This window comes from Cohnella soli (assembly GCF_042655525.1).
Lineage (GTDB): Bacteria > Bacillota > Bacilli > Paenibacillales > Paenibacillaceae > Cohnella > Cohnella soli.
The window spans coordinates 303,540-330,084 of the sequence record NZ_JBHSMI010000025.1 but is presented as its reverse complement, the minus strand read 5'-3'; the positions used below and the strand labels follow the sequence as shown (position 1 = coordinate 330,084).

General features: G+C 54.7%; 31 protein-coding genes and 1 pseudogene. 28 read left to right on the top strand and 4 right to left on the bottom strand.

The genetic code is table 11. The features are described 5' to 3' along the window. The first annotated feature begins 4 nt into the window (after positions 1-4). From ACFPOF_RS14565 to ACFPOF_RS14545, 4 genes and pseudogenes are all read left to right on the top strand, one after another. Complete coding sequence (locus ACFPOF_RS14565; RefSeq protein ID WP_378133811.1) at positions 5-808, top strand: metal ABC transporter permease; 804 nt, start codon at positions 5-7, stop codon at positions 806-808. A gap of 69 nt (positions 809-877) precedes the next feature. After that, positions 878-1,585: a cytochrome c biogenesis CcdA family protein gene (locus ACFPOF_RS14560; RefSeq protein WP_378133809.1), complete on the top strand. Its 708-nt coding sequence runs from the start codon at positions 878-880 to the stop codon at positions 1,583-1,585. Between the two features lie 125 nt (positions 1,586-1,710). After that, a complete protein-coding gene (gene mntR, locus ACFPOF_RS14550; protein ID WP_378133805.1) occupies positions 1,711-2,133 on the top strand; it encodes a transcriptional regulator MntR in 423 nt (140 codons plus the stop codon). Between the two features lie 185 nt (positions 2,134-2,318). Next, positions 2,319-3,316 (top strand): annotated as a pseudogene (locus ACFPOF_RS14545) (patatin-like phospholipase family protein). A gap of 51 nt (positions 3,317-3,367) precedes the next feature. On the opposite strand, the gene ACFPOF_RS14540 reads toward ACFPOF_RS14545, so the two are convergent. Both ACFPOF_RS14540 and ACFPOF_RS14535 read right to left on the bottom strand, forming a co-directional pair. Further along, complete coding sequence (locus ACFPOF_RS14540) at positions 3,368-3,679, bottom strand: hypothetical protein (protein WP_378133803.1); 312 nt, start codon at positions 3,677-3,679, stop codon at positions 3,368-3,370. A 26-nt stretch (positions 3,680-3,705) separates the two neighbouring features. After that, complete coding sequence (locus ACFPOF_RS14535; RefSeq protein WP_378133801.1) at positions 3,706-4,650, bottom strand: DUF1385 domain-containing protein; 945 nt, start codon at positions 4,648-4,650, stop codon at positions 3,706-3,708. Positions 4,651-5,039: 389 nt separating this feature from the next. Between ACFPOF_RS14535 and aroQ the strand changes: the two genes are divergently transcribed. The 4 genes from aroQ (at position 5,040) to ACFPOF_RS14515 (ending at position 8,602) form a co-directional block, all read left to right on the top strand. Then, complete coding sequence (gene aroQ / locus ACFPOF_RS14530; RefSeq protein WP_378133799.1) at positions 5,040-5,492, top strand: type II 3-dehydroquinate dehydratase; 453 nt, start codon at positions 5,040-5,042, stop codon at positions 5,490-5,492. A gap of 27 nt (positions 5,493-5,519) precedes the next feature. Further along, positions 5,520-6,593 (top strand): M24 family metallopeptidase, encoded by a 1,074-nt coding sequence (locus ACFPOF_RS14525; protein ID WP_378133797.1) that lies wholly within the window; start codon positions 5,520-5,522, stop codon positions 6,591-6,593. A gap of 34 nt (positions 6,594-6,627) precedes the next feature. Further along, the gene (gene efp, locus ACFPOF_RS14520) at positions 6,628-7,185 is read left to right on the top strand and encodes an elongation factor P (RefSeq protein ID WP_378133795.1); all 558 of its coding nucleotides are present in this window, start codon (positions 6,628-6,630) and stop codon (positions 7,183-7,185) included. A gap of 163 nt (positions 7,186-7,348) precedes the next feature. Then, positions 7,349-8,602 carry an aspartate kinase gene (locus ACFPOF_RS14515; RefSeq protein WP_378133793.1) on the top strand — a complete coding sequence of 418 codons (1,254 nt, stop codon included), beginning with the start codon at positions 7,349-7,351 and terminating at the stop codon, positions 8,600-8,602. Positions 8,603-8,875: 273 nt separating this feature from the next. Here ACFPOF_RS14515 and ACFPOF_RS14510 read toward each other — a convergent pair whose 3' ends face one another. Both ACFPOF_RS14510 and comA read right to left on the bottom strand, forming a co-directional pair. Further along, positions 8,876-9,334: a DUF441 domain-containing protein gene (locus ACFPOF_RS14510; RefSeq protein WP_378133791.1), complete on the bottom strand. Its 459-nt coding sequence runs from the start codon at positions 9,332-9,334 to the stop codon at positions 8,876-8,878. A gap of 231 nt (positions 9,335-9,565) precedes the next feature. Next, entirely contained in the window at positions 9,566-10,390 is an 825-nt protein-coding gene (gene comA, locus ACFPOF_RS14505) for a phosphosulfolactate synthase (RefSeq protein WP_378133789.1), read from the bottom strand. Positions 10,391-10,567: 177 nt separating this feature from the next. Between comA and ACFPOF_RS14500 the strand changes: the two genes are divergently transcribed. From ACFPOF_RS14500 to dxs, 20 genes are all read left to right on the top strand, one after another. Continuing rightward, the gene (locus ACFPOF_RS14500; protein ID WP_378133787.1) at positions 10,568-10,831 is read left to right on the top strand and encodes a YqhV family protein; all 264 of its coding nucleotides are present in this window, start codon (positions 10,568-10,570) and stop codon (positions 10,829-10,831) included. A gap of 135 nt (positions 10,832-10,966) precedes the next feature. After that, positions 10,967-12,112 carry a stage III sporulation protein AA gene (gene spoIIIAA / locus ACFPOF_RS14495; RefSeq protein ID WP_378133785.1) on the top strand — a complete coding sequence of 382 codons (1,146 nt, stop codon included), beginning with the start codon at positions 10,967-10,969 and terminating at the stop codon, positions 12,110-12,112. Further along, complete coding sequence (gene spoIIIAB / locus ACFPOF_RS14490; protein WP_378133783.1) at positions 12,105-12,632, top strand: stage III sporulation protein SpoIIIAB; 528 nt, start codon at positions 12,105-12,107, stop codon at positions 12,630-12,632. Before spoIIIAA ends, spoIIIAB begins: the two co-directional genes overlap by 8 nt. Positions 12,633-12,678: 46 nt before the next feature. Next, positions 12,679-12,882 carry a stage III sporulation protein AC gene (gene spoIIIAC / locus ACFPOF_RS14485; RefSeq protein ID WP_378133781.1) on the top strand — a complete coding sequence of 68 codons (204 nt, stop codon included), beginning with the start codon at positions 12,679-12,681 and terminating at the stop codon, positions 12,880-12,882. Positions 12,883-12,891: 9 nt separating this feature from the next. Next, a complete protein-coding gene (gene spoIIIAD / locus ACFPOF_RS14480; RefSeq protein ID WP_378133779.1) occupies positions 12,892-13,281 on the top strand; it encodes a stage III sporulation protein AD in 390 nt (129 codons plus the stop codon). Positions 13,282-13,307: 26 nt separating this feature from the next. Further along, positions 13,308-14,612, top strand: a complete 1,305-nt coding sequence (spoIIIAE, locus tag ACFPOF_RS14475; protein ID WP_378133777.1) for a stage III sporulation protein AE — start codon at positions 13,308-13,310, stop codon at positions 14,610-14,612. Positions 14,613-14,640: 28 nt separating this feature from the next. Beyond that, positions 14,641-15,399 (top strand): stage III sporulation protein AF, encoded by a 759-nt coding sequence (gene spoIIIAF, locus ACFPOF_RS14470; RefSeq protein WP_378134415.1) that lies wholly within the window; start codon positions 14,641-14,643, stop codon positions 15,397-15,399. A 12-nt stretch (positions 15,400-15,411) separates the two neighbouring features. Beyond that, positions 15,412-16,062, top strand: a complete 651-nt coding sequence (gene spoIIIAG / locus ACFPOF_RS14465; RefSeq protein WP_378133775.1) for a stage III sporulation protein AG — start codon at positions 15,412-15,414, stop codon at positions 16,060-16,062. Between the two features lie 39 nt (positions 16,063-16,101). Further along, positions 16,102-16,770 (top strand): SpoIIIAH-like family protein, encoded by a 669-nt coding sequence (locus ACFPOF_RS14460; protein ID WP_378133773.1) that lies wholly within the window; start codon positions 16,102-16,104, stop codon positions 16,768-16,770. A gap of 215 nt (positions 16,771-16,985) precedes the next feature. Continuing rightward, complete coding sequence (gene accB / locus ACFPOF_RS14455; protein WP_378133771.1) at positions 16,986-17,474, top strand: acetyl-CoA carboxylase biotin carboxyl carrier protein; 489 nt, start codon at positions 16,986-16,988, stop codon at positions 17,472-17,474. Positions 17,475-17,493: 19 nt separating this feature from the next. Beyond that, on the top strand, positions 17,494-18,879 hold the full coding sequence (gene accC / locus ACFPOF_RS14450; RefSeq protein ID WP_378133769.1) for an acetyl-CoA carboxylase biotin carboxylase subunit: 1,386 nt from the start codon (positions 17,494-17,496) through the stop codon (positions 18,877-18,879). A gap of 116 nt (positions 18,880-18,995) precedes the next feature. Beyond that, positions 18,996-19,403: an Asp23/Gls24 family envelope stress response protein gene (locus ACFPOF_RS14445; protein WP_378133767.1), complete on the top strand. Its 408-nt coding sequence runs from the start codon at positions 18,996-18,998 to the stop codon at positions 19,401-19,403. Positions 19,404-19,570: 167 nt separating this feature from the next. Then, a complete protein-coding gene (amaP, locus tag ACFPOF_RS14440; RefSeq protein ID WP_378133765.1) occupies positions 19,571-20,134 on the top strand; it encodes an alkaline shock response membrane anchor protein AmaP in 564 nt (187 codons plus the stop codon). A 12-nt stretch (positions 20,135-20,146) separates the two neighbouring features. Then, positions 20,147-20,377 (top strand): DUF2273 domain-containing protein, encoded by a 231-nt coding sequence (locus ACFPOF_RS14435; RefSeq protein ID WP_378133763.1) that lies wholly within the window; start codon positions 20,147-20,149, stop codon positions 20,375-20,377. Between the two features lie 152 nt (positions 20,378-20,529). Continuing rightward, positions 20,530-20,982 carry a transcription antitermination factor NusB gene (gene nusB / locus ACFPOF_RS14430; RefSeq protein WP_378133761.1) on the top strand — a complete coding sequence of 151 codons (453 nt, stop codon included), beginning with the start codon at positions 20,530-20,532 and terminating at the stop codon, positions 20,980-20,982. A gap of 2 nt (positions 20,983-20,984) precedes the next feature. Continuing rightward, positions 20,985-21,836 carry a bifunctional methylenetetrahydrofolate dehydrogenase/methenyltetrahydrofolate cyclohydrolase FolD gene (gene folD, locus ACFPOF_RS14425; protein WP_378133759.1) on the top strand — a complete coding sequence of 284 codons (852 nt, stop codon included), beginning with the start codon at positions 20,985-20,987 and terminating at the stop codon, positions 21,834-21,836. 15 nt (positions 21,837-21,851) lie between these two features. Further along, the gene (xseA, locus tag ACFPOF_RS14420) at positions 21,852-23,213 is read left to right on the top strand and encodes an exodeoxyribonuclease VII large subunit (RefSeq protein WP_378133757.1); all 1,362 of its coding nucleotides are present in this window, start codon (positions 21,852-21,854) and stop codon (positions 23,211-23,213) included. Beyond that, positions 23,206-23,493 (top strand): exodeoxyribonuclease VII small subunit, encoded by a 288-nt coding sequence (xseB, locus tag ACFPOF_RS14415; RefSeq protein ID WP_378133755.1) that lies wholly within the window; start codon positions 23,206-23,208, stop codon positions 23,491-23,493. Before xseA ends, xseB begins: the two co-directional genes overlap by 8 nt. Before the next feature lie 41 nt (positions 23,494-23,534). Beyond that, positions 23,535-24,446 (top strand): polyprenyl synthetase family protein, encoded by a 912-nt coding sequence (locus ACFPOF_RS14410; protein ID WP_378133752.1) that lies wholly within the window; start codon positions 23,535-23,537, stop codon positions 24,444-24,446. 201 nt (positions 24,447-24,647) lie between these two features. Then, on the top strand, positions 24,648-26,543 hold the full coding sequence (gene dxs, locus ACFPOF_RS14405) for a 1-deoxy-D-xylulose-5-phosphate synthase (protein WP_378133750.1): 1,896 nt from the start codon (positions 24,648-24,650) through the stop codon (positions 26,541-26,543). Positions 26,544-26,545: the final 2 nt, after the last annotated feature.

The window sequence follows — 26,545 nt, the reverse complement described above, 5'->3', positions numbered from 1 at the left end:
CGGCGTGGATTTGTTAACGGCAGAGTTTTTTCAACGGGCATTGATCGGTGGAGCGCTTATCGCGATTACGGCGCCGCTTATGGGGCTGTTCCTCGTGTTAAGGCGGCTGGCGATGATTGGGGACACGCTAGCCCACGTCAGCATCGCCGGCGTTGCGCTTGGGTTCCTGATCAATGTGTACCCGGTAGCTGTGGGGTTGGCGTTTGCGATTGCTGCGTCTTTCGCCATCGAATTTCTAAGACGGGCGTATCGCACTTATGCGGAATTATCGATCGCCATTATTATGTCAGGCGGAATCGGACTCGCTTCGATCTTGTTTACGTCGGGCAGAGGGTTTAATCTGGACGTCAATTCGTATTTGTTCGGAAGCATTTATACGCTTAGTTATGTCGATATCGCTGTTATTGCGGCGATCACGGTTGTTGTGCTCGCACTAGTCATGCTTCACAAGAAAGAGCTGTTCCTGCTCACGTTCGATGAGGACGCGGCGGCAGTCAGCGGATTGCCGGTTAAATATTTCAACATAATGCTCAGCATTATGACAGCGCTTGTGATCAGCGCATCGATCAAAATCGTAGGCGCGTTGCTCGTTTCCGCGCTATTGACGATACCTGCCGCATGCGGCTTGACGCTTGCCCGAAGTTTCAGGCAGGCCGTCGCGCTCGTTGTTATCGTCGGCGAAGTTGCCGTGCTTGCCGGCTTATGGATTGCCGGCGTTGCGAACTGGGCGCCGGGCGGCACGATCGTGTTGCTGCTTATTGCCGTGCTGCTCGCTTCGATGCTGTTCCGGCGGTTCAGGGGCGCATAAGTTCCGACGGAAGCCGGCATCGACGTGTAACAGGCGCGGTTTACAACCGCCAAAGGGAGGTTTCCAACTATGGCAGACGTGAATATAGGTATTGCTGCAGCCGCGGGGTTCGCTTCTTTTATTTCCCCATGCTGCTTGCCGCTTTACCCGGCTTACTTATCTTACATAACCGGCGTATCCGTATCTCAGATCAAGACCGATACGAGCCGAAGCATGCGATTTAAGACGATGAGCCATACGTTTTTCTTTATCCTTGGCTTCTCCGCTGTCTTCTTCGCGCTTGGATACGGCTCCAATGCGTTCGCAGATGTTTTCCGCGATCATCAAGACACGATCCGCAAGCTTTCCGCCATCTTTATCGTGCTTATGGGTCTATTTCTGACGGGCTTGTTTCAACCGCAGCTACTGATGAAGGAACGTAAAATCAATATTGGCTGGAAACCTGCCGGATACTTGGGCTCGTTCGTGTTCGGCATCGGCTTCTCCGCGGGGTGGTCGCCTTGTATCGGTCCGATTCTTGGCTCGATTCTCCTGCTCGCGGCGAGCAAGCCCGGCACGTGGGCGGGACTTACGACGGCGTATTCGCTTGGTTTCGCGATTCCGTTTTTCGTCCTTGCCTTTTTCTTGGGGACAGCTCGATGGATACTGAAATATTCGAGCTTGTTGATGAAGATTGGCGGCGTTCTGATGATTGTTATGGGCATTCTGCTGTTTACCGATCGAATGACGACAATTACAATCTGGCTCCAGGGCATTACCCCGAAGTGGCTGGGATAATTATAAGCTGAACGTAAAAGAAGCGCTCCCGATCCATTCGCGGGCGCTTTTGCTTGTTTTCGACAGTCGGACTTGCTCCTGAGCCTTTAAGCGGTGTATGATATTGTAGGAAAGGGGGATTAGCTTTGCCAACCCCAAGCATGGAAGATTATTTGGAACGGATCTACCGGCTGATCGAAGAGAAGGGCTACGCCCGCGTATCCGACATCGCCGAGGGGCTGGAAGTTCATCCTTCATCGGTCACGAAGATGATACAGAAGCTCGACAAGGATAACTATCTCATATACGAGAAGTATAGGGGACTTGTCCTGACGAACAAAGGCAAGAAGACGGGCAAAAGACTCGTGGATCGACACCATCTATTGGAGTCGTTCCTGCATATCATCGGCGTGCAGGAAGACAAAATATACGGCGACGTGGAAGGCATCGAGCATCACTTGAGCTGGGACTCCATTACTTGCATCGAGACGCTCGTCGAATACTTCAACAGGGAACCTTCCCGCAAGGAAGAGTTGACCCGTTTGCGCGCGGAGATGGACAGCGAGTAACCGATGCCGCCATAGCCTGACGAAAGCTATTGAATAAGTTTTGCTATGAGAGAACCGCCTGCATTCGGCATGGCCGAAGCATAGGCGGTTTTTTTGCGCCTAGAAAGAAGGATTAGGTGCACTCCGTCTCGCATACGGATAAAGGTAGGGCGGCGCAGGCGGGCTGCCACGGCGGAGGGGCTATCGTGCAGACGACGGCGGTAAACGCGGTATTCGAGGGCGGGGGCGTGAAGGGCATTTCGCTGACGGGCGCGGTCCGTGCGGCGGAGCAGCACGGCATCGTATTCCATCGGGTGGCGGGGACGTCTTCCGGCAGTATCGTCGCTGCGTTGATCGCCGCTGGATATACGGCGATCGAGATGCGAGAGCAAATCGAAAGGATGCCGTTTAAGTCGTTATTGAAAAGGGGTTTATTTATAACACCAAATTCGTAGGGCCGGCGCTTAGAGTTCTTCTTCGCAAAGGATTGTATTCCGGGGATGCCTTAGAGGCGTGGGTGGAAAGCATGCTTGCCGACAGAGGCATTCGGTGTTTCGGTGATTTGCCGGAAGGCATGCTGCGCATCGTCGCTTCGGACATTACGAACGGCAAGCTGCTCGTCTTGCCGGAAGACATTCGCCATTACGGCGCAGACCCTGGCAAGCTATCCGTCGCCAAAGCGATCCGGATGAGCACGAGCATTCCGTACTTTTTCGATCCCGTCGTATTAAAGCAGCCTTGGAAAGAACGGAAAAGAAGCGTCATCCAGTCCCGTGTTTCTTATGTTGTTGACGGAGGCTTACTCAGCAATTTTCCTTTGTGGCTGTTCGAGAAAGATGTAGCGGAAGGCACTCCTGTTCCGGTCATCGGCTTTCAAATGGTCGGACGTTCCGATGTTCACCCGCATCGCATCAGCGGGCCGATAACGATGTTCCAGGCGATGTTCGAGACGATGCTCGGGGCGCATGACGAAAGATATATCGAGAAACACAACGCCATTCGCACGATCAAAATTCCGACGCTTGGCGTCGGGAGCACATCGTTCGATCTGTCCCCGAAAACGAGTCTTGCGCTGTACGAGTCGGGTTTGCAAGCAGGCGAGAAGTTTTTTCACGAATGGGACCGCAAATCCGGTACTTTGAAGGTTACGGTGATGAAAAAGGGAGAGTCGCAGACAGGGCAGGCAGAACAGACGGACCACTAAGCACGAAAAACCGCCTCCCGTAAAATGAACCGGGGAGGCGGTTTTTCGTGCTTAGTGGTATCGAGGCGGCTCGTCGTTCTTGTCTTTCCGTCCTTCGATGACGGTAAACGTCGAATTGCGGCGCCGTTCGCTCTGCGCGTTCGTCTTTCGGAAGTCCGGGCGGGCTTTGCGAGCGGACTGCTTAGGCTTACGCAACTTGGAGCGCCAAGTATTCGGTGGAAATTTGTAGAGCAAGAATACGATCGCGATGATCACGACGGGCACGAGCCAGCTTTGGGTGGAGCCCTTGGAAAGACTGGTAGCGATGCCGATAGCCATCAGGGCGAGCACGACGGCGAACCAAATCTGAATTCGATTTTTCATCTTCATCGTCCTCCTTGCTTGTTGTGTCAGCTTTTCAGCGCGTTAGATTGCCGATCCAATTCCAACATGCGATTGAAAGATGCGATCGAGACGGCGACTTGTTCGTCGTTCGGTTCTTTCGTCGTCAACAGCTGCAGCCACAGTCCTGGAACTCCGAGCCACTTCAACACCGGAATGTCTCTCAGGGCGTTTGTCCAGCGAAGCACTTCATACGAGATCCCGAGCACGACGGGCAACAGCAGAAGACGCTGCAAAATCCTTTCTCCCATCGTATCCCAAGTAAAGAATGAATAAACGATGACGCCGACGATAACGGTGAAAATAATAAAGCTGCTTCCGCATCTGTAATGCAATCGGCTGAACTTCTGCACTTTATCGACGGTTAATTCCGAACCCGACTCGTAAGCGGTAATGACTTTATGCTCGGCGCCGTGGTATTGGAACAGACGTTTGATGAGCGGCGTCTGCGAGATAAACCAAAGGTAACAGAGCAGGAATACGATCTTGATAACGCCTTCGAGCAGGTTGTGCAATATTTTATTCTCGAAAGCTTGGCTAAAGATCAGGCCTTCGACGAACGCGGGCACTAAAGTGAAAATAATTTTCCCGACAGCGAACGATAGAATGCCGACGACGGCGACGCCGAGGATCATCGTCAAATTCCAGCGTTCTTTCTTCTCTTTGCCTTTGGCTGCTTCCTCGGGAGAAGTCTCGTCTTCGGCATACGCCTCAGCCGAGAACGTCAAGTGCTGGGAGCCTTTGGCTGCGGATTCGATAATGCCGACGATGCCTCGAAGGAAAGGAATTTTTTTCAGCGAGGTCAAAAAGGCGTTCGGTTTCTTCGGCACTTCAAAAAAGGCGATCTGATTGTCTTTACGTCGAACGGCCGTCACGTGGACGTGTTTGCCCGCGAACATAACTCCTTCAATAACCGCTTGTCCGCCGTAGACCGCGGGTGTTTGATCCGACATGGTTAGCCACCTGCTTATCTTTGAAAACTCTGGGCGACGGCAATCGCCGACCCAAGTAATTTTATTTTACTAGATTAAAGGAGGGAAAGCCACAGGCAAAGGATGTCGGCGGCCTTCAGCCGTCTGGCGGTTAAAGGGGAAGAAGGGAGGAAATACTAGTTCGCAGTTTAGCGACTGGGGGTTGGCCGACATGACCGACGAAAAAGATGGCGTGCCCCTAAGACTTGAACACCACTCATATTGGTTAGCTTTTAGGTTATGCACTGCACCTTGGTGTGCAGCTTCATCACAAAGGACAAATATGGTACAATGTCTGATGGACTTGAAGACTCCGGTAAAATTGAGGTTCAAGCAGGAATCCGGCTGTTGGCGGGAGGAGAACATCAGACATGGCAAGCATTTTGGTGCTGAACGGCCCTAACTTAAACATGCTCGGCATTCGAGAGCCCGGCGTATACGGCGCTTCGACACTGGCGGATATTGAAGCGCGGCTTGCCGAGTACGGTAAAGAACTTGGCGTCTCCCTCAGCTTTTTCCAATCGAATCACGAAGGCGCTTTGCTGGACGAGATTCACGCGGCATACGGCAAACATGACGGTATTCTCATTAATCCAGGTGCGTTGACTCACACGAGTTACGCGCTCAGGGATGGACTATCGGCTGTCAGCCTGCCTGTCGTGGAAGTTCATCTGTCCAATATCCATCAAAGAGAAGCATTCCGGCACGTATCGGTTATCGCCGCGGTTGCTATTGGGCAGATCGCCGGATTCGGCCCGCTCGGATACGAACTTGGTTTGCAAGCTTTATACCGCCACATTGAGACATCACGAATGAAAGATTAACGAATGCGGGAAAGCGGGGATTTATTCATGCCTAATGCGCGTATTAAACGACTGCGAGAGCTGCTCGCCTCTTCGGAAGGCGATGCTTTACTTGTCACCAATCCGATCAACCGGAGATATTTAAGCGGGTTCACTGGTTCGTCCGGCGTTGTGCTCGTCACGGCGAGCGATGCCGTGCTCGTAACCGATTTCCGTTACCGGGAACAAGCACCGCAACAAGCGGCCGGTTTCCGGATCGAGGAGCATGGCGCGAGCATGAACGGCAAGATCGCGGAATTGCTGGTCGAATGGAAAGTCGGCACGCTTCTGATTGAAGAGGACGATGTGACGTTCGCTTCCTATCAGAAGATGGCTGCGGACTTCGCTCCTGCAAAGCTGTCTCCGTCGGCGAGTATGGTCGAGAAGCTGAGAGAAATCAAGGACGAAGGCGAGCTTGCGATCATGCAGGAAGCGGCTGACATCGCAGACCGCGCGTTTCAACACATTCTCGGGTTCATTAAGCCCGGATTGACGGAGAAAGCGGTTGCCCTCGAGCTTGAAATCTTCATGCGTTCCCAAGGGGCGGCGAGCTCTTCATTCGACACGATCGTAGCGAGCGGCGAACGCTCGGCATTGCCGCATGGCACCGCCAGCGACCGGGTTATCGGTCAGGACGAATTCGTAAAGCTCGATTACGGCGCCTATTATAAAGGATACTGCTCGGATATTACGAGAACGATCGTTGTTGGCAAACCGAGCGACAAGCACTGCGAAATTTATGAAATCGTGCTCGAAGCCCAGCTTCATGCCCTCGACAACTTGCGCCCTGGATTGACGGGAGTGGAAGGTGACGCCTTGACGAGAGATATCATCACAAGGTATGGTTATGGAGAATATTTCGGCCACGGGACAGGGCATGGTCTCGGGATGGAAGTCCACGAGTCGCCGCGTCTGTCCAAGTCTGGCGGTCCCGTGCTTGTACCGGGAATGGTCGTCACCGTGGAACCAGGTATCTATCTCCCCGGCTTCGGCGGAGTAAGGATAGAGGACGATGTTGTCGTAACCGAAAGCGGTATTCGGATACTGACGCAATCTCCCAAACAGCTAATTACGCTGAACTAATCAAGAGCAACGTCTCTACAGGAGGAATTTCGAAGTGATTTCCGTAAACGACTTCAAAACAGGCTTGACGATCGAACTGGATGGCGCGCCTTGCAGCGTCGTAGATTTCCAGCACGTAAAACCGGGCAAAGGTGCGGCGTTCGTTCGCTCCAAGCTCAAAAACTTGCGTAACGGCAACGTTGTTGAGAAAACGTTCCGCGCAGGCGAGTCCGTCGTTCGCGCGATCGTCGAGAACCGCACGGTGCAATACTTGTATAACTCCGGTTCGGAATATACGTTCATGGACAACGAGACGTTCGATCAGTTCGAATTGAGCAAGTCTCAACTTGAGTGGGAAGTTAACTTCCTTACGGAGAACATGTCCGTGAACATCACGAGTTATCAAGGCGAGATGATCGGTATCAACCTGCCTAACAGCGTCGATTTGAAAGTCATCGAAGCTGAGCCGGGAATTAAAGGCAGCACGGCGACAGGCGCGACGAAAGCGGCTAAGCTCGAGACGGGCTATTCTGTACAAGTGCCATTGTTCATCAACGAAGGCGATGTGCTGACGATCGATACGCGCGAAGGCAAATACGTTTCTCGCGCATAAGCGAACATAGCTGGCTGTTTCGCTGCTCAGCGTGGCGGCAGCGACGGTTCCCGCCGTTCTTCGATTTCGGAGAGCGAGCGGGAATTTTTTTTATTTTTGGGCCGAAGGACTTATGCTATAATATAATGCTGTATGCAGATGTACTCTTGGGGAGTGACTACCGGTGTCTTTGATAGTAATGAAATTCGGCGGAAGTTCCGTCGGGACGACCGAGCGTATGAGTCGGGTAGCGCAGCGGATCATTGACAAAAAGCTGCAAGGCGACCGCGTTGTCGTTGTCGTGTCGGCGATGGGAGATACAACGGACGATCTGATCGATAAAGCGAACGAAGTGAACGACAATCCGCCCGCGCGCGAGATGGATATGCTGTTGACGACCGGTGAGCAAATCTCGGTCGCGCTGCTCTCGATGGCGATTCACAAGCACGGCCATGCCGCCAAGTCGTTCACGGGCTGGCAAGCGGGCATCGTGACGGAAGCGGTACATGCGAAAGCGCGCATCAACGACATTTCTCCCGAGCGGATTTTCTCTGCGCTGGATGAAGGCAACATCGTCATCGTCGCCGGCTTCCAAGGGATGACGGAGAATGGGGATATTACGACGCTTGGACGCGGTGGATCGGACACGACGGCCGTGGCACTGGCTGCTGCGATCAAAGCAGACGTATGCGAAATCTACACGGACGTTGACGGCGTCTATTCGACCGACCCGCGGGTCGTGAAATGCGCCAGGAAGCTGGATCAAATCTCGTATGACGAAATGCTCGAGCTTGCTAACCTCGGTGCGGCGGTACTGCACCCGCGCGCTGTCGAGTACGCGAAGCATAATAACGTCAACTTGGTCGTACGTTCGAGTTTTAATCAAAATGAAGGCACGTTGGTGAGGGAGGCCGCGGAAATGGAACAAGGAATCGTCGTAAGAGGAATCGCTTCGGACAAAAACGTAGCGCGCATTAGCGTGCTTGGCGTTGAGGACGTGCCGGGTGTTCTTGCCAAAATGTTCGGAGCGCTCGCGAACAACGGCATTGATGTCGACATTATCGTGCAAAGCGGCGTACAGGACGGTAAAGCGGACTTCTCGTTCACCGTGTCGCTCTCCGACCGCCAGCGCGCCATCGATGTGCTCGCAAGTATTAAAACCGAAGTGCCTTATCGCGAGACGACGTACGAAGAAGGCCTTGTGAAAGTGTCGATCGTCGGCGCAGGAATGGTGTCGAATCCTGGCGTTGCAGCGACGATGTTTAAAGCGATCTCTGATGTTGGCGTCAGCATCAAAATGGTGAGCACTTCGGAAATCAAAGTGTCGTGCGTCATCGCCGCAGAGCCGGTGCAGGAAGTCGTTCGAGCCCTTCATACGGCGTACGGCCTTGACACCGCGCAAACGGCGTTTGTCGGCGGGCCGCAAGAGCGCAGATAATATATTGAGACGTAAGGAGCCGTCTTCGGTCATTCTTCCAACAAATGTTGGGATGATCGAGGCGGTTTTTTTGCGTGGAAAAATTTGGTTGGGCGATGGCGACGGTGTCGTGTTCGCTCCCTTTTGTCGATATCCCCTTCGCTCAGCAAGCGTCTGTAGGGGGGCGTCCTATCGTTGCATTTTGCAACATTTGCGGAGCATCGGCATATTCTCTGAGTCAACGGGATATCGACAAAAGGGAGTTGCGCTATAACCATGTGCTAGATTTGAGCTTCACTTTCCCATAAACAACTGAATAAGTTTAATCAATATGGCGCTAATGCCTGCAGCCATCAGGGGGCCTACTGGAATGCCGCGCAGAAGAAGTACGCCGGCGATCGAGCCCAGTACGATGCCGACAATGAGCTGCGGATCGGCGCGCAGCGTGTCCAGCCCTCGGCTGTTCAGGAATGCACCGATTGCGCCGCCGGCGATCGCGACCCAGCCTGTCCAACCAGTGAAAGCCGCGACAAGATCTTTCGGCTGCACCCGCCCGGAAGCGAACGGAACGAGCACGGCCAACGTTAAGAATAGCAAACCGAGCTCGATGCCCCTTCTTTCGATGGACGGAAGGAATCGGTCGAGATGGGTCAGTTTGACGATGAGAAGGATACAAGCTGCTGTCGTAATAATCGAGGAGCGGCTAAGCAGGCCGATGACGATTAAAGCGACGAGAACGAGTTCTCCGTACATAGCATGGGCACGCTCCCGTTGCTCATATTGAAAAATCCGAATGGTACACGATATGGAACAAGCCCCGCGTTTAGAACGCGGGGCTTTAGCAAGTTGCTCAAAGTGTGACTCGGCCGCACGTAATTACTCATCCAAACGAAGTAACTCGCCCCATGAGCACACCGACCGCACGCAATTGCTCATCCAAACGAGGTAACTCGCCCCCAAAGCGCCCCGGCCGCACGTAGTTGCTCAGATCATATAGTCGATATAAGGCTCGCGATGAAGTCCGAACGTATCGGAACGGAGGCCGCGTCGCATCGTCTCGAGCGTCAGGACATCGCTTACGGGAATGTTTCCGAGATTGACGTTCGGTCCGAGTTCTCTGATCAAATACACTTGCTGTTCCTTCAACGGCGCTTCCCACAGCACGCGGTCCATGTTTGGTATAGCTTCCAATATTGCACCAAGCTCGCCTTCACGGTATTCCCCTTGTTCGTCGAATAAACCGACTCCTTTCCCCGATTCCCTTGCTTCTACCGTAACCAGCTCAGCGCCGCATGCCCAGTCCTGCTCGGCGGTTTCTGCGAAATGGCGGATGTCTATGCGCGAACCCGACAGCTTTTTCCCGTATTCCGTATATACGGTTAAGCCTAGACTTATCGCGTCGCGAATCAGATCGTTGCGCATCGAGCGGCTCATGTTGATCGTCCCATCGGACACTTCGATGCCAGTGAAACCGCAAGCTAGCGCCTGTCGGAAAAACCCGGGAACGACGTCGAGCCGCACCGCCGCTTCCAACAAAGTACCGCCGGGAATGACCGAAATGCCGTACTTGGATGCTGCATCGATTTTCATGCGCAGCACCTCGGGTGGGTAGAGCGGGGACGTGCCGAAGCCGAATTTGATGATATCGATATATTGCCCGGACGTCGACAGCAAATCCTCGAAAGCGTGCATACCGATTCCTTTGTCGATAATCATCGTTCGGCCTTTGGCCCGCGGCTTCGGTTGCCTGCTGCCGCTCGGATCCGACAATCCTTCTGGCCATCTGCTCTTAACCGTCGTTTTGTTCAATTATGTTCGCTCCCCTGGTGACAAGGTGGGATTTTACAAAGCAATATATGCACTCGCCCATTCGGAGGTGAGTTTAAGTTGCCCGTGTCAAATAAACTTCTTAACAGATAGACAAGTTACAGGTCCGTCACGCATATATTTGGAACATCTCATTTTGCTTATCAGGGGGATTACAAGATGGACAAGGCATCGTTCAGCATGGCCATGCTGCGGATATTGTCCGGCAGCATTGAACTTACGGCGGCGCTCGTCATGTTGAAACTCAACGATGTACAGAAGGCGCTAGCCGTCAATTCGATGCTCGCGCTCGTCGGGCCGCTTGTTTTAATCTCGACAACGACGATCGGACTCGTCGGTATCGCGGACAAGTTATCGCCTGCGAAGTTCGTATGGATTCTCGCCGGGGTTGGCTGCCTGCTCATCGGCATTCTTCGCAAATAATACGACACCGGCGCCAACGGCACCGCGTCCAAGGCGATTCGTCCGCGTGGACGGGTCAAGCTGTCATAAAAACGTCGTCCAAGCATACACATGAAACAGATTCTATTACGATACCGACGGAAAGGGGGAACTAGCTTGACGCAATCGCTATTAGAGCTGTTCCCGATCTCTTTGCGTTCGGTGCTGGAGCAGTTGCCGACACCCGTGAAGACGACGTTGGAGGAGATCAGGGTTAGAGAGAACAGGCCGCTCGAGATCGGATACGGCAGTCGTTATTCGTTTGTTCGGGCGGATGGCACATTGTCGGAGCGCGAGAACGAGGCGTTCGTACCTTCCCGTGAGCATTGCAAGGCACTGCTTGAGCGGATTACGCATCATTCGGTGTATGCAGTGGAGGAAGAGCTTCGCAGAGGTTTCGTGACGGTGTCCGGCGGGCATCGAATCGGGCTGGCAGGTCGAGCGGTGCTGGACAAGGGGGCTGTCGCTCATCTGAAAGATATTGCCGGATTTAATGTCCGCGTTGCCCGAGCCAAAGTCGGTTTTGGCTCTGAAGTGTTGCCGGGACTGCTTGACTTCGGATCTAGGACGATCGCCCATACATTAATCGTGTCTCCGCCACAACAAGGTAAAACGACGCTTATTCGCGATCTTGCGCGCTGCATCAGTTCCGGCCACTGGCATCATCCGTCGGCGACCGGGTGGGGCAGTCGTAAAGTCGGTATTGTGGACGAGCGATCGGAAATCGCAGCTAGCGACAAGGGAGTGCCGACTTTTGATCTTGGCCCCCGCTGCGATGTGCTCGATGCTTGTCCGAAAGCGGAAGGAATCATGATGATGATTCGTTCGATGTCCCCTGAAGTCGTCGTAGTGGACGAGATCGGCCGACCGGAAGACGCAGAAGCGATCCGAGAGGCGCTGCATGCCGGCGTTAGAGTGCTGGCAACGGCGCATGCTTCGGGGTTGTCCGATGTGTTCGCGAGGCCTGTGCTCGCCGGGCTCGCGGCGGATGGCGTATTCGGTCGGTATGTGCTGCTGTCGCGGTCCGGAGGAAAGGTGGAGCATCGCATCATCACGGCGGACGAGGCTGCCCGTGAAACGTCGAGACGGTTCGGCCGAACGATCGGGGCTACGCCAAGGGACGCTCCTCCATTAACGAAGGCATCGTCTGTCCCCGCCGAAGGGATAGTGCCCGTCACAGTCAACACGCGAGCGATGCCGACGATCCGGTCGCCTGCCCCTGTCGCATCGCTAACGGCGGATCGGGGGGAAGGCCATGATTAAGTTCGCGGGCGCGTTACTCGTGTTGTTAGCAGGTACGATGATCGGATTTCTGCAGGCTGCCAGATTCGCTGCGCGTCCAAGGCAGATTCGCGAGCTGCTGCATGCGCTGCAGCGGCTCGAGACGGAAGTCGGGTACGGACAGACGCCTCTTCCCGAAGCGCTCGCCGGCATCGGCAAGTCAATGACAGGCCCCTTGGCTGCGCTGTTCTCCGAGATCGCTTCTCGCCTGAGCGCCGAATCCGCCGAGTCCGGAGAGACGGTCAAGCAAATATGGGAAAAGTCGATCTCCGAGCGCTGGGCAGCGACGGCGATGCGTAAAACGGAGATGGCAGCGCTTCTCCGACTCGGTGCGACGCTTGGCGGCAGCGGGAAGGATGATCAGCTTAAACACATCCGACTCGCCGCGATTCAGCTTCAAGCCGAAGAAGGGGCGGCCAGGGAAGACCAACGACGCTACGAGAAACTGAGCCGAAGCTTAGGAATGCTCGGGGCTGCGCTCGTCGTCATCGTTATGTTGTAACCGATGCCGGGCAGGGAGTTTCCAGACACGCCTAGGAGGCCTAACGATGAACTTCGACATCAGCACCATTTTCCAAATCGCCGGCATCGGCATCATCGTGGCGATGATTCATACGGTGCTGAAGCAGATGGGCAAGGAAGACATGGCGCACTGGGTGACCCTGATCGGGTTCGTCGTCGTCCTGTTCATGGTCGTCAGAATGCTCAACGACTTGTTCCAGGAAATCAAAACGATATTTCTTTTCCAGTAGGTGAAGCGGTTGAACATCGTCCAAATCGTCGGCATCGGGCTACTGGCGACTGTGCTCATTCTCGTCATCCGGGAGCAGAAGCCGATATTCGCCTACCTGCTCGCCGCGTTCGTCGGGGTATCGATTTTCCTCGCGTTTATTGGGAAGATCGATAACGTCATTACCGTGCTGGAGGAGTTGGCCGACCGTTCGGGCATACCCGCCGTGTACTTAAAGACGATGCTCAAAATTATCGGAATCGCCTACGTCGCGGAATTCGGCGCACAAATCGTACGGGACGCCGGGCTGGAAAGTATCGCATCAAAAATCGAATTCGCCGGGAAAATGCTCATTCTCGTCATGGCCGTGCCCATCATCAGCGTCATCGTCGAAACGGTGCTGAATTTATTGCCGGCTTGACGAAAGGCGCGGGATGGAGGGGGAGCATGAGCTGGAACGACAGACTAGGGAACATGGGCGTCGAAAAAAAAGCGATGTTCCTTTTGTTCGCGCTCATGGTGTTCCTGCTGCTCGGAGATACGATCGCGATGGCGCAGTCCCGATCAGCGCCTGACAGCATTGGAACAGAGCAACGCGCAACCAATGCGGGTTCCGGTAATGGCGTGAATGAAGCGAACGGCGGTCTGGACGGCGGGTTATCGGGCGACCTCGCCAAGGAACAGAGCGAGGATGTTGAACTCGGACAGATCCAGAAATACTGGAGTGATCTGAAGACGGAATACGGCGGTTATTTCCCCGAAGGCAAGTTGCCTGAACTGAGGCAGCTTATGTTCCCGACCGGGGAGTCGTGGAACCCGATGAAAGCGCTCGGCGGATTGGCGAGATTTTTCTTGCACGAAGTGCTGTATAGCGGGAAATTGCTCGTGACGATCGTGCTGCTCAGCGTATTCACGATGCTGCTCGAAACGATGCAGAGCGCTTTCGAACGTAACGCTGTCAGCAAAGTCGCCTACGGCATCGCATATATGGTGCTCATCATTCTCGCGGTGAATAGCTTCAAGACAGCGACTTCCTATGCGGGAGAAGCAATCGCGAACATGGTGCAGTTCATGCTCGCAATGGTGCCGCTGCTGCTGACGCTGCTGGCGGGCACGGGGGGCGTCGCATCCGCTGCGGTGCTTCATCCGCTCATCGTATTTATGATCCATACGGTCGGGACGTTCATTCATGTCGTCGTTTTCCCGCTTCTGTTCTTCTCGGCGGTGCTTTATCTCGTGAGCGCGATGTCGGAACGGTACAAGGCGACGCAGCTTGCGAATTTGCTCCGCAATGTCGGCATCGGCATCATGGGCGTGCTGCTGACCGTATTTCTCGGCGTGCTGTCTGTGCAAGGCGCGACGGGGGCGGTAACGGACGGCGTCGCACTGCGGACCGCCAAGTTCGTTACCGGTAACTTCGTCCCGGTCGTCGGCAAAATGTTCTCGGACGCGACGGATACGGTCATGTCGGCGAGCTTGCTCGTCAAGAACGCCGTCGGGTTGGCGGGTGTCATCGTACTGCTGTTCCTGTGCGCGTTCCCTGCGCTGAAAATATTGACGCTCGCGCTGATCTACAACGTGGCCGGGGCGGTCATGCAGCCGCTCGGAGATACGCCGATCGTTAAGTGTCTGCAGACGATCGGGAAGACGCTCATATACGTATTTGCGGCGCTTGCATCGGTGGGGCTCATGTTTTTCCTCGCTGTGACGATCATTCTAACTGCCGGCAATGCGGCGCTCATGATTCGGTGAGCGGGAAAGGGGGCGCCGTGTGAACATCATGGACGGGTTATCCCACTGGCTCAGGCAGATTATCGCCGTCATTTTGCTGGCGTCGCTGATCGATCTGCTGTTGCCGAACCGGACGATGCAGCGTTATGTCAGGCTTGTGGCAGGTCTCTTTATTCTGATGACGGTGGCGACGCCCATTCTGAACTGGATGAAGGGTGACTTTGGCTCCAAGCTTGCCGGCGGATTGACCGCTGTCGAACAGGAGTCGATGAATGCGCCTAGCCGGATGGCGATGATCGAAGCGGACGGGGCGAAGCTGCGGGACAAACAAACCGCGCAAGCGGCCAAATTGGTGACGGCACGACTGGAAGCCGCGATTCGCCAAGAGGTGGAACAATCGGAGAAACGCGGCGTAAGCCGAGTCGACGTATCGCTTGAGCGCGGAACCGACGGGAGTGTGCAAGTGGCGGGCGTCGCCGTAACGCTGGAACCGGACGATGCGGCCGGTACTGGCATCGGCGCTGAAGCGGGAACGGCTTCGAATGGTGTGAAGGACATAGTTCCGGTAGACATCGATGTGACGGTTGAAGATTGGACGTCGGACAAGAACGCGGCGGGGACCGGGAGCGCCGGCAAGTCTGGATCGGGCGCAGATGGCGTCGCGGCGGCAGGCGCAAGCACGGAGCCGGATAACGGGACGGTTCGGCGAGTGACGGACTTGATCTCTAGCCGATTCGGCATTCCAACCCGCGATATCGAAGTGAACGCGGAGCCGCTTTCGGGCGAAAGCCGCGCTGCGAAGAAATAAGGAGGAAAAGCGATGGCGAAGTGGCTGCAGCAGTTGGAGTCGTTCATCGGAGGGGGGGCGGGCGGACAGAAAAGAGTAAAGGCGTTCCGCTGGCTCATCCTGATCGGCTTGATCGGCGCCGCCTTGCTGCTCGCGTCCTCCATGATGAATATGAAAAAACTAGATCCCGGTCAGACGCCGGACGTGTCGCCCCCACGAGACGAAGACGTCGCCGATCAGTCGACCTTTATGGGCGCAGGGGAACAGAAAACTTCCTTATTCGCGGATATTGAGACGGAAATCGAAGGCCGGCTGAAGGACATGCTGGAGAAAATCGTCGGCGTAGGCACTGCGGATGTTATGGTAACGGTTGATTCGACGGAAGAGACGGTCGTGCAGCTGAACGAAAAACAAATTCAGACGCTAACGGAAGAAACGGATCGCAACGGTGCCAAGCGGCACATTACGGACGTGTCGAAAGACGGGCAAGTGGTCTTGTACGAAATTTCTTCCGGTGCGCAGTCTCCGATCGTCGTGAAAAAAATCAAGCCGAAAATCCGCGGCGTCCTCATCATCGCCAAAGGAACGGAAGACGCGACCGTGCACCGTCTCGTCGCCGAAGCGGTATCCCGCGGACTCGATGTGCCGATTCATCGGATCGCCGTCGTTCCCCGCAAAAGCTGATTTAGATCCAATCACTCACTATTTGGGAGGAATTGAACAATGAACAACAAACGTCAGACGATTTGGCTCGTGTCGATGCTCAGCTTGATGGTCATTTTATCCGCCTATTACTTGTTTACGGAAGATGCGTCGAAGCCGGGGAGTTCGGCGAGCGGCGTAGAGCAGACGCAACTTGGCGATAATGATATGCCGAGTGCGAGCAGCGCGAATGGGATCTCGATTACCGAAGAAGAGACGGTGACCAAGCAGCTTGATGGTAAATCGTCCCCGGACGGAAAACAAGCATCTGCAGAAGACCCGTCAAGCATTTCTCCGGAAGATCAGGAAGTGCTGAAAAGCATTACGAACTCTTCGGGCAACCAGAAGATCGAACAGAAGCTCCTCGATCAGCGCGAGAAAATCAGCCAGCAGGCCGAGCAATTGCGCAATATTATTTCAGGCACGTCCAAGGTGACGCAAGAAGAAAGCGCCAAAGCAGTCGAAGACATGGGACGACTCGAAGACACGGACGAGCGGATTACGAGTCTTCAAACGAAGTTGCTGCAAGACTACGATAACGCGGTCGTGGAAGAAGAAGATTTGAATAACTTCAAAGTTATCGTGCTCAGCGATAAGCTCGAGAAGAAACAAGCGATCGATATTCTCGATCTGGCGACCAAAGAGCTGAACGTAACGCCGGACCGCGTAACTATCCAATACGTGCAATAACAGATCGCAGCACGCCTCGCAACGATTCGCAAGAAAGCCGCCCAGGGCACAGGATTGACGTTCCCGGGCGGTTTTCTTGTCGTTCGGGAGTTGCTGCCCTTTGACGCGAAGGCGCATAAGCCTTTCCATTTCGGTCGATTATGGTATAATAGTTCCGTTGTGGGTACGAAAAGGCTTTCTTCACATGGGGAATCCCGAATCAAGGAGTGACCGATATGTTTAAGTTGAGCGAAATCAAAGAACTGATTAAATTGGTAGACCAAACGACCGTACACGAATTGGAAATCGAGAACGAAGGCATGCGCCTATCGATTCGCAAGCCGGGCCGCACGGAAGTCGTTAACGTGCAAGCACCGCACCTTACCCATACATACTTGCCGCAAGCTGTGCCTGCACCAGCTCCGGCACCGTCCGCTGCTGTTGCAGAGGAGACGAAAGCTGCCCCTGCGGCAGACACATCCAACTTGCATCGCATCGTATCTCCGATGGTGGGCACGTTCTACCGTGCGCCTTCACCGGACGCTTCCTCGTTTGTTAACGTGGGAGATCGCGTAAACGACAAAACGGTCGTCTGCATTCTCGAAGCGATGAAATTGATGAATCCGCTGGAAGCGGAAGTGAAAGGCGAGATCGTGGACATTCTCGTGGAGAACGGACAACTGGTCGAATTCGGCCAACCGCTGTTCCTGGTGAAGCCCGAATAATCGCGAGGAGGACTTCAATTTGAAATTCAAAAAAATTCTAGTCGCGAATCGCGGCGAAATCGCGGTACGGATCATTCGTGCCTGCCGCGAGCTTGGCATGTCTACTGTTGCGGTCTATTCCGAAGCCGACCGCGAATCGTTACATGTGCGTTTGGCAGACGAAGCTTATTGCATCGGTCCAACCGCGTCGAAGGACAGCTATCTGAACTTGACGAACATTATGAGCGTCGCGACGTTAACGGACTGCGACGCTATTCATCCGGGTTACGGATTCCTCTCGGAAAACGCCGATTTCGCGGATATCTGCGAATCTTGCAATATTGCTTTCATCGGACCGTCCTCTGCTGCAATCAGCCGCATGGGCGACAAGTCCGTCGCCAAGCAGACGATGAAAGAAGCCGATGTCCCTGTCATTCCGGGCTCCGACGGTTTGATCGAGGACATCGATGACGCGATGCGCATTGCGCGCGACATCGGATATCCTGTCATTATTAAAGCGACTGCCGGAGGCGGAGGCCGTGGCATTCGTATCGCGGAAGACGAAGAAATGCTCGTTCGCGAAATTACGACCGCTCAACAAGAAGCGGAGAAAGCATTCGGCAATGCGGGCGTTTATCTCGAGAAATATTTGACGGGCATGAAACACGTTGAGATCCAGATTATTGCCGATAAGTACGGCAATGTCGCGCATCTCGGTGAGCGAGATTGCTCCGTGCAACGTCGCCGCCAGAAGCTCGTCGAAGAAGCGCCCTGCCCGATCATGAAGCCCGAGCTTCGGGAGCGGATGGGACAAGCGTCGGTTCGTGCGGCGAAAGCGGTTAACTACTCCGGCGCCGGTACAATCGAATATTTGCTTGGACCAGACGGCAACTTCTACTTCATGGAGATGAATACCCGGATTCAGGTCGAGCACCCGGTAACCGAAATGATTACGGGTATCGACTTGATCAAGGAAATGATCGCTATCGCTGAAGGCGAGAAGCTTTCGTTCTCCCAGGAAGATGTGAAGCTCGACGGCTGGGCAATCGAATGCCGTATCAACGCGGAGGATCCAGACCGCAATTTCATGCCATCCCCAGGCCGCGTCGGATTTTACTTGCCTCCAGGCGGACCGGGCGTGCGCATCGACAGCGGCGCGTATTCTCAATATATGATCTCGCCGCATTACGACTCGATGATCGCCAAGCTGATCGTTTGGGCACCGACGCGCGCGGAAGCGATCGCACGGGCTCGCAGAGCGCTAGGCGAATTTATGATCGAAGGCGTGAAGACGACGATTCCGTTCCATCAGAAGTTGCTCAGTCATCCGACTTTCATCAAAGGCACGTTTGATATCAAGTTCCTTGAAGAAAATGATGTGAACAACGTGGCTGCGGAGAGCTCGGACGATGAGTTTTCTCTCTGATTTTCAGGCCAAGCGTTTGTCATAATAATCCCGCAATGCTATATTTATAAGTAGTGAAGCGGATGCTCGGACAATACCCCGAAACGAAGTCCGGGTAGATGGAGGTGGAACTACGAATGGAAACGATAGCGCCGGATTACGAACGTACGGATTTGGGCACGATCGAGATCGCTCCCGAAGTGATCGAGGTGATCGCTGGCTTAGCGACGATTGAAGTTGAAGGAGTCGCTGGAATGAGCGGCGGGCTGTCCGCCGGTATCGGCGAATTGCTCGGCCGCAAAAACTTGTCCAAGGGCGTGAAAGTGGAAGTCGGCCAACGCGAAGCTGCAGTCGACGTCTCGATCATCGTTCATTACGGACGCAAGATCCCTGAAGTGTCTACGGAAATTCAACGCAACGTCAAAAGCTCGATCGAGACGATGACCGGACTGAACGTCGTTGAAGTCAATGTGCATATTCATGACGTCCACTTCAAAGCGGGCGACAAGCCCGATGACGAAGAGTCTAACGCACGCGTCCGATAATGACGTGACCGCAACCTGACATCCGCGGTGACGGCAAAATCTTCCGATCTGCAGATGACGGTCCTCCGCGGGAATTCCAGTGCGAATTCTCGCGGAGGGCTTTTCGCGATTATTCGGGGGAGTTTTCACATTTTGCTCGATATCGAGGTTCTGGGAGGGCTCATACGTTGATTAAAGTGTTGGACAAGCTGCTTTTGTTTTTGTATAGCATCGCTGTGGGCGTTGCGGCGATCGTGGCGATCGTGGCCGCAAGCGGCGGCATATCCGCAAGCTGGATGAAAGACGTTGTTGACTCATTTACGGGCGATTCGCAAGCCGTTCAGCTGTCGGTCATCGTAGTTGCTGTCGTCTTGCTGCTGTTCAGCTTTCGTTTCTTCGTATTGTCGGTCCGCCGGGACGGAGGTTCCGCGCCATCGATCAACCAGCGTACGGATCACGGCGACATTCGCATTTCAGTAGAAACCGTTGAGAACTTGGCGTTGAAGGCCGCATCCCGCACGCGCGGCGTAAAAGATTTGCGCGCTCGCGTCAGAGTGTCCGAGAAAGGGCTCGGCATTCTTATTCGCGCTTTTGTGGATGGGGACGGCTCTATTCCGACGCTGTCAGAAGAGATGCAACGGACGGTATCCAAAGAAGTCGAGGATGCGACCGGCATTCCGGTGGCTGAAGTGTCGGTGTTTATTGCGAACGTCACGCAAACGCCGAAAACATTCAAAAGCCGCGTGGAATAGGGGGAACCGCGGATGTGGAAAGCCTGGGTGGAAACCTTCGGCGGAAGGATACTCGGCGTTGCGGCGGGTCTCCTATTCGGAATCGTTTATTTGATTAGCGGATTTTGGGATATGCTATTTGTCGCGCTGCTCGTCGGCATCGGTTATGGGATCGGCAAACAGAAAGACGAAGGACGGGGGCCGTTGCTCCCTTGGGGGCGGATCGGCGAATGGATGACGGACCGCTGGCCCTGGTCGCGATAATTCCCGTGAACGTTTCTCGCCCGGGAGGTACGGCGGAGCGCTGTTGGCTCCGCAGGTGCCGGTCGCGCGAGAGGCGCATGGGTTTTTTTGTTTAATCAAAATAAGACTTTTTGAATTACAGCTCAAAGAATCGCAAGTTTCCAGGAGGACTCATGAAGCGCAGAATCGCAAGGGAAATCGCGGTACAGAGTCTGTACCAAATCGAAATGAACGGCGTCACATGCGACGAGGCAGTCGATATCGTCATGGACGAAGCACGCCAAGACAACGAGATCGGAACCGACGTAGCGGAATTAAAAAACGTCGACGCGTTTACGCGCGGGCTCGTGCAAGGAGTAACGGAAAACCGCGAGCAGATCGATCAGAAGCTCGTCGTATACTTGACCGGCTGGCAGGTGGACAGGCTCTCGCGTGTCGACCGGCAAATTTTGCGGCTTGCCGCCTATGAAATGATGTTTAGGACGGACGTGCCGCCCAAAGTCGTCATTAACGAGGCGATTGAGCTAGCGAAGCATTTTGGCCTGGACGAGAACGGGAAGTTCGTCAACGGCGTGCTCGGCCGGATGATGAAGGAAAGAGAAGAGACAACGCAGGAGGGGGAATAACGATGAGCGCACAAATCATTTACGGCAAACAAATTTCCGATTCGATACGAGAGGAACTGCGCGCGGAAGCTGACCGCCTGAAGGCGGAAGGCGTTACGCCTGGGCTCGTGGTCATTATCGTGGGAGAGGATCCGGCATCGCAAGTGTACGTCAGAAACAAAGCGAAGGCGTGTGAGGACCTCGGTTACTATTCCGAAGTCGTTCGTCTTCCGGCGGACACAACGCAAGCCGATCTTCTCACGCTCATCGAACGGTACAATGCGGATGATGCGGTTCATGGCATTCTTGTGCAGCTTCCCCTGCCGAAGCATATCGAAGAGAAAGCGATTATCGACGCGATTGCAGTGGAGAAAGACGTCGACGGTTTTCATCCGGAAAGCGTCGGTAATTTGATGATCGGAGACGACGCGCTGTTGCCTTGCACGCCATCCGGTGTGATCGAGCTATTGAAACGAACGGGCAACTCTCCGGCTGGTAAACATGCGGTCGTCATCGGGCGCAGCAATATCGTCGGCAAGCCGGTCGCTATGCTCCTTCTACGCGAGAACGCGACAGTGACGATCTGTCACTCGAGAACTCCTAACATCGAAGAGATGGCCCGTCAAGCAGACATACTTGTCGTTGGTGTCGGCGTGCCGAAGCTTGTGAAGAAAAATTGGGTGAAACCGGGAGCGGTCGTCATCGACGTCGGTGTGAATCGTCTGCCAGACGGTAAACTGTGCGGTGACGTAGATTACGAGGATGTCGTCGAGACGGCTGGCTGGATCACGCCTGTACCGGGCGGCGTAGGACCGATGACGATTACGATGCTTATGGCGAATACGTTAAAATCGGCGAAGCTTTCGAAAAAATAGAGAGGAGCCGATACTATGGACCCGACGCGCGCACTCAGCATTCGCGACATCAACCGCCTCATCAAGATGAAGCTGGAAGGCGACTCCGGGCTCCAGGATATCTGGCTCAGAGGCGAAATTTCCAACTTTACATTTCACTCCAGCGGCCATATGTATTTTACGCTGAAGGACGAAGGGGCACGCCTCAAATGCATCATGTTCGCCTCCTACAATCAGCGGCTTCCATTCAGTCCGAAGGACGGTATGAAGGTGCTGGCTCGCGGAGGCGTTTCCGTATACGAGAGGGATGGGCAGTATCAGTTCTATGCCACGGCGATGCAGCCGGACGGCATCGGTAGCCTTTACCTCGCTTACGAACAGCTGAAGAAGAAGCTCGCAGCGGAAGGTTTGTTCGACGAGTCACGCAAAAGAGAGCTTCCGGCGTATCCGAGAACCGTCGGCGTCATTACGAGCCCGACAGGGGCTGCAGTTCGCGACATTCTTATTACGCTAGAAAGGCGCAATCCAGCCGTTCACGTGCTGCTCTATCCGGTGTCTGTACAGGGGAAGGCTGCGGCGCCGTCCATCGTAAAGGCGATTCGCGATATGAATGCGTTCGGCGAAGCGGATGTGCTGATCGTCGGCAGGGGCGGCGGTTCGCTCGAAGAGTTGTGGGCGTTTAACGAAGAGGCAGTTGCGCGGGCGATCAGCAATTCACGCATTCCGGTCATCTCTGCGGTTGGCCACGAAACCGATTTTACGATTGCGGACTTTGCTGCGGATTTGCGCGCGCCAACGCCGACTGCAGCAGCCGAACTCGCAGTGCGGCATGCGGGCGAGCTGAAACAAAATCTTGCTTATTCCGAACGTCGGATGGCTAAGTCGCTGTCGTCGTTGCTGGCCGCCGCTCGCGAGCGATTGAGACATGCGGTAAGATCGCCTTATTTCGTTCAGCCCCGCAGAAGCTTACTCGTTCAGGCGGAACGGCTCGACAGGCTAAAAGACAGATTACGTTACGTGCTGCGCGACCGACATGCGGCGTCGACTGAGCGCCACGCAAGGCTGGTCGGCAAGCTGCTTGCGGTGAATCCCGGCCGTCAGGCGGCACTTTCCCGTCAGCGACTTACTTCGGCGACGAGAAGTCTGGAACAGGCGATGGTGGGCTTGCTGAGCAGACGGCGGGCGGAATTCGGCTCTGCCTTAAGACATCTGGACGCTCTAAGTCCCCTCAAGATTATGGGGCGCGGCTACAGCCTTGTGTACGACGAAAGTATGAAGAAGCTCGTCCGGATGACGGGCGATGTTCAGCCAGGCGATCTGATCCGGGTCAGGCTGCAGGACGGGACGCTTGATTGCCAAGTATGGGGAATTCGCGGGGAGGAGCAGGCACATGGCTAAAAATACAACCGGCGGCAAGCCGGAGCAACTGAGCGGGACAACGGATGGGACGGACGTTCCGGCAATTTCGTTCGAACAGGCGATGGAGAAGCTGGAGCATATCGTCGCCAAATTGGAAAGCGGCGATGTCCCGCTTGAGATGGCGATTGAGCTGTTCCAGGAAGGAATGAGCTTGTCCAAGCTATGCGGACAGAAGCTCGAGCAAGTGGAACGGCGCATCGAGATGCTCGTAGAAGGCGACGGAGGTTTGCAGCGCAAGCCATTTGCGGCCGAACAGTAACAATTGGAGCTTTGCGGCTTCGAGACTGAGAGGGACGTGTTGTGACAACATCGGTAGATTTGCATACCTATTTGAATTCGAGGCGCGAACAGGTTGAAGCAGCGCTTCGCGACGTGTTTCCGTCGAACTGGAACGTTCCGACGACGCTTCGCGAGGCGATGGACTATTCGCTTCTGGCGGGCGGCAAGCGGCTGCGGCCGATTTTTGCGTTGGCGGCTGCGGAGGCGGTTGAAGGCGGATCGGGTGCAATGGCTCGCTCAATGCCTTTCGCATGCGCCATCGAAATGGTTCATACGTACTCCCTTATCCACGATGATTTGCCTGCGATGGATAATGACGATTTCCGACGGGGAAGACCGACTAACCATAAAGTGTACGGCGATGCGATGGCCGTTCTCGCGGGAGACGGGTTGCTGACGCACTCGTTTCACGTACTCGCTTCCGCCGTGAAACTCGGCGTACCGGCTGAGCGCGTGCTGGCCGTATCGGAAGAGCTGGCCAAGTTTGCCGGCGTATACGGCATGGTAGGCGGACAAGCGCTCGACATGGAAGGCGAGCAAGGCGTTACATCCCTCGAGCAATTGGAATCGATCCATCTACATAAGACGAGCGACCTGATTGCCTTCTCGCTTCGCGCGGGCGGACATGCTTCGGAAGCCAGCGAAGATCAGTTGCGTGCACTTGAGCGCTTTGGCAGAAATGTCGGGCTCGCGTTTCAGATTCAGGACGACATCCTCGACTTGACCGGCACGGAAGAGAAAATCGGCAAGCCGGTAAAGAGCGACGAGCGTCAGGAGAAGGTCACTTATCCGTTCCTGATCGGACTGGATGAGAGCCGCAAAAGAGTGTCAGCCTTGACGCAAGAGGCAAATGAGGCGCTGCAAAGCGCGGGACTTACAGATCCGCGCCGGTTATACGAGATCGCAGAATTTTTGCTTACCCGCGATCATTAAGCTTTCGCGCGTCCTCAAGCGAAGACGGCGCGCACGGCAAACCCCGTCTGCGGCGGAAGGCATGCCTTCTTCTGCTGACGGGGTTTGCCGTTTTATAGCTATGTACGGCGCGTTATCGTGGGATGTGTAGAAATTTGGGCATTGTTTGGCGATATGGTATACTAAGCGTAATATCTATTGGGGGAAAGCGGGGAACTACCTTTGCTGCTCGAGCGAATCGACAGTCCGCAACAATTGAAACAACTAACGCTACCCGAGCTTCCGCAATTAGCCGAAGAAATCAGGCGTTTCCTCATCGAGAAACTATCCGCCACGGGTGGCCATTTGGCGCCGAATTTGGGCGTCGTCGAGCTGACGTTGGCGCTTCATTATAGGTACAACAGCCCGAATGACAAGCTTATTTTCGACGTCGGACATCAAGCTTATGTTCATAAGATTTTGACGGGACGGCAAGGGCGTTTCGATACGCTGCGCCAGAAAAACGGCTTATGCGGCTTCGTGAAGCGGAACGAAAGCGAGCACGACGTCTGGGAAGCCGGGCACAGCAGCACATCGTTGTCCGCGGCGATGGGGATGGCGTTGGCGCGTGACCAGCAAGGCGGTTCCAATCGCGTGATTGCCATTATTGGTGATGGTGCCTTAACGGGCGGTATGGCGCTCGAGGCGTTAAATCATATCGGTCATGAGAAACGCAAGTTGATGGTCGTGCTGAACGACAATGAGATGTCCATCGCGCCGAATGTCGGAGCCATTCACAATTATTTGGGCAAAATTCGTTCTGAGAAACTTTATCGCAAAGCGAAGGACGAACTCGACTGGCTGCTTCGCAAAGTGCCGGCTATTGGCGGTAAACTGGCCAAAACAGCCGACCGGGTCAAAGACAGCTTAAAAACGCTAGTCGCGCCCGAAGGCGTATTGTTCGAAGAATTCGGATTAAAGTATTTCGGTCCCGTTGACGGCCATGATATCGGCAAGCTGCTCGAAGCGTTTAAGCAAGCGGATTGCATCGAAGGTCCCGTACTTGTGCACGTTCTGACGACGAAAGGCAAAGGTTATTCTCCGGCGGAAGCCGATTCCCATAAGTGGCATGGGATTACAGGTTCTTACAAAATTGAATCAGGCCAAGTCGTTAAACCGGTTGGCCCGCCAATGTACACCGAAGTTTTCGGTAACGCGCTGATCGAGCTGGCGGAACAAGACAAGCGAATCGTCGCGATAACGCCAGCGATGCCTGGCGGCTCCGGGTTGCTGAAGTTCGCGGAACGATTCCCGGATCGCATGTTTGACGTCGGCATCGCCGAGCAGCATGCTGCTACGCTTTCCGCAGCTATGGCAATGGAGGGCTCAAAGCCGATTTTCGCGGTGTACTCTACATTCCTGCAACGGGCTTATGATCAAGTCGTTCACGATATTTGCCGGCAAAATTTAAACGTCGTCTTTGCGATCGATCGTGCGGGCTTCGTCGGTGCAGACGGGGAGACGCATCAAGGCGTGTATGATATCGCGTTCTTGCGCCATATTCCGAACATGGTGCTTATGATGCCGAAGAACGAGAACGAGTTGCGAAATATGATGAAAACGGCAGTTGAATACGATAAAGGACCGATCGCCGTCCGTTACCCGCGTGTTGCGGGAACCGGAGCAACATTTGACGACGTGATGACGCCGATCGAGATCGGCACATGGGAGACGGTCAGGGAAGGCGACTACGCCGCCGTTCTTGCGATCGGGCCGATGGTACAAGTGGCGGAGGAAGCAGCCGAACTGCTCAAGCGTGAAGGGATGAACGTCCGTGTCATTAACGCCCGCTTCGTGAAGCCGCTGGATGAGAAAATGCTGTTATCCCTGGCGAAGGAACACCTGCCGTTGCTCGTCGTCGAGGAAGGCTCCGTCCAAGGAGGCTTGGGCAGCGCGATCCTCGAATTTTTCGCGCTGAACGGTATTCAGCCGGCGTCGATTCAACTGGCCGGCGTCCCTGACATTTTCGTCGAACATGCGACGATCAAAGAACAGCGTGCGGACTGCGGCTTGACGGCGGAAGCAATCGCCAATCGTTTGGTTTCGTTGCCTGGACGTCAGCGGCTGAAGGCGACGTGACG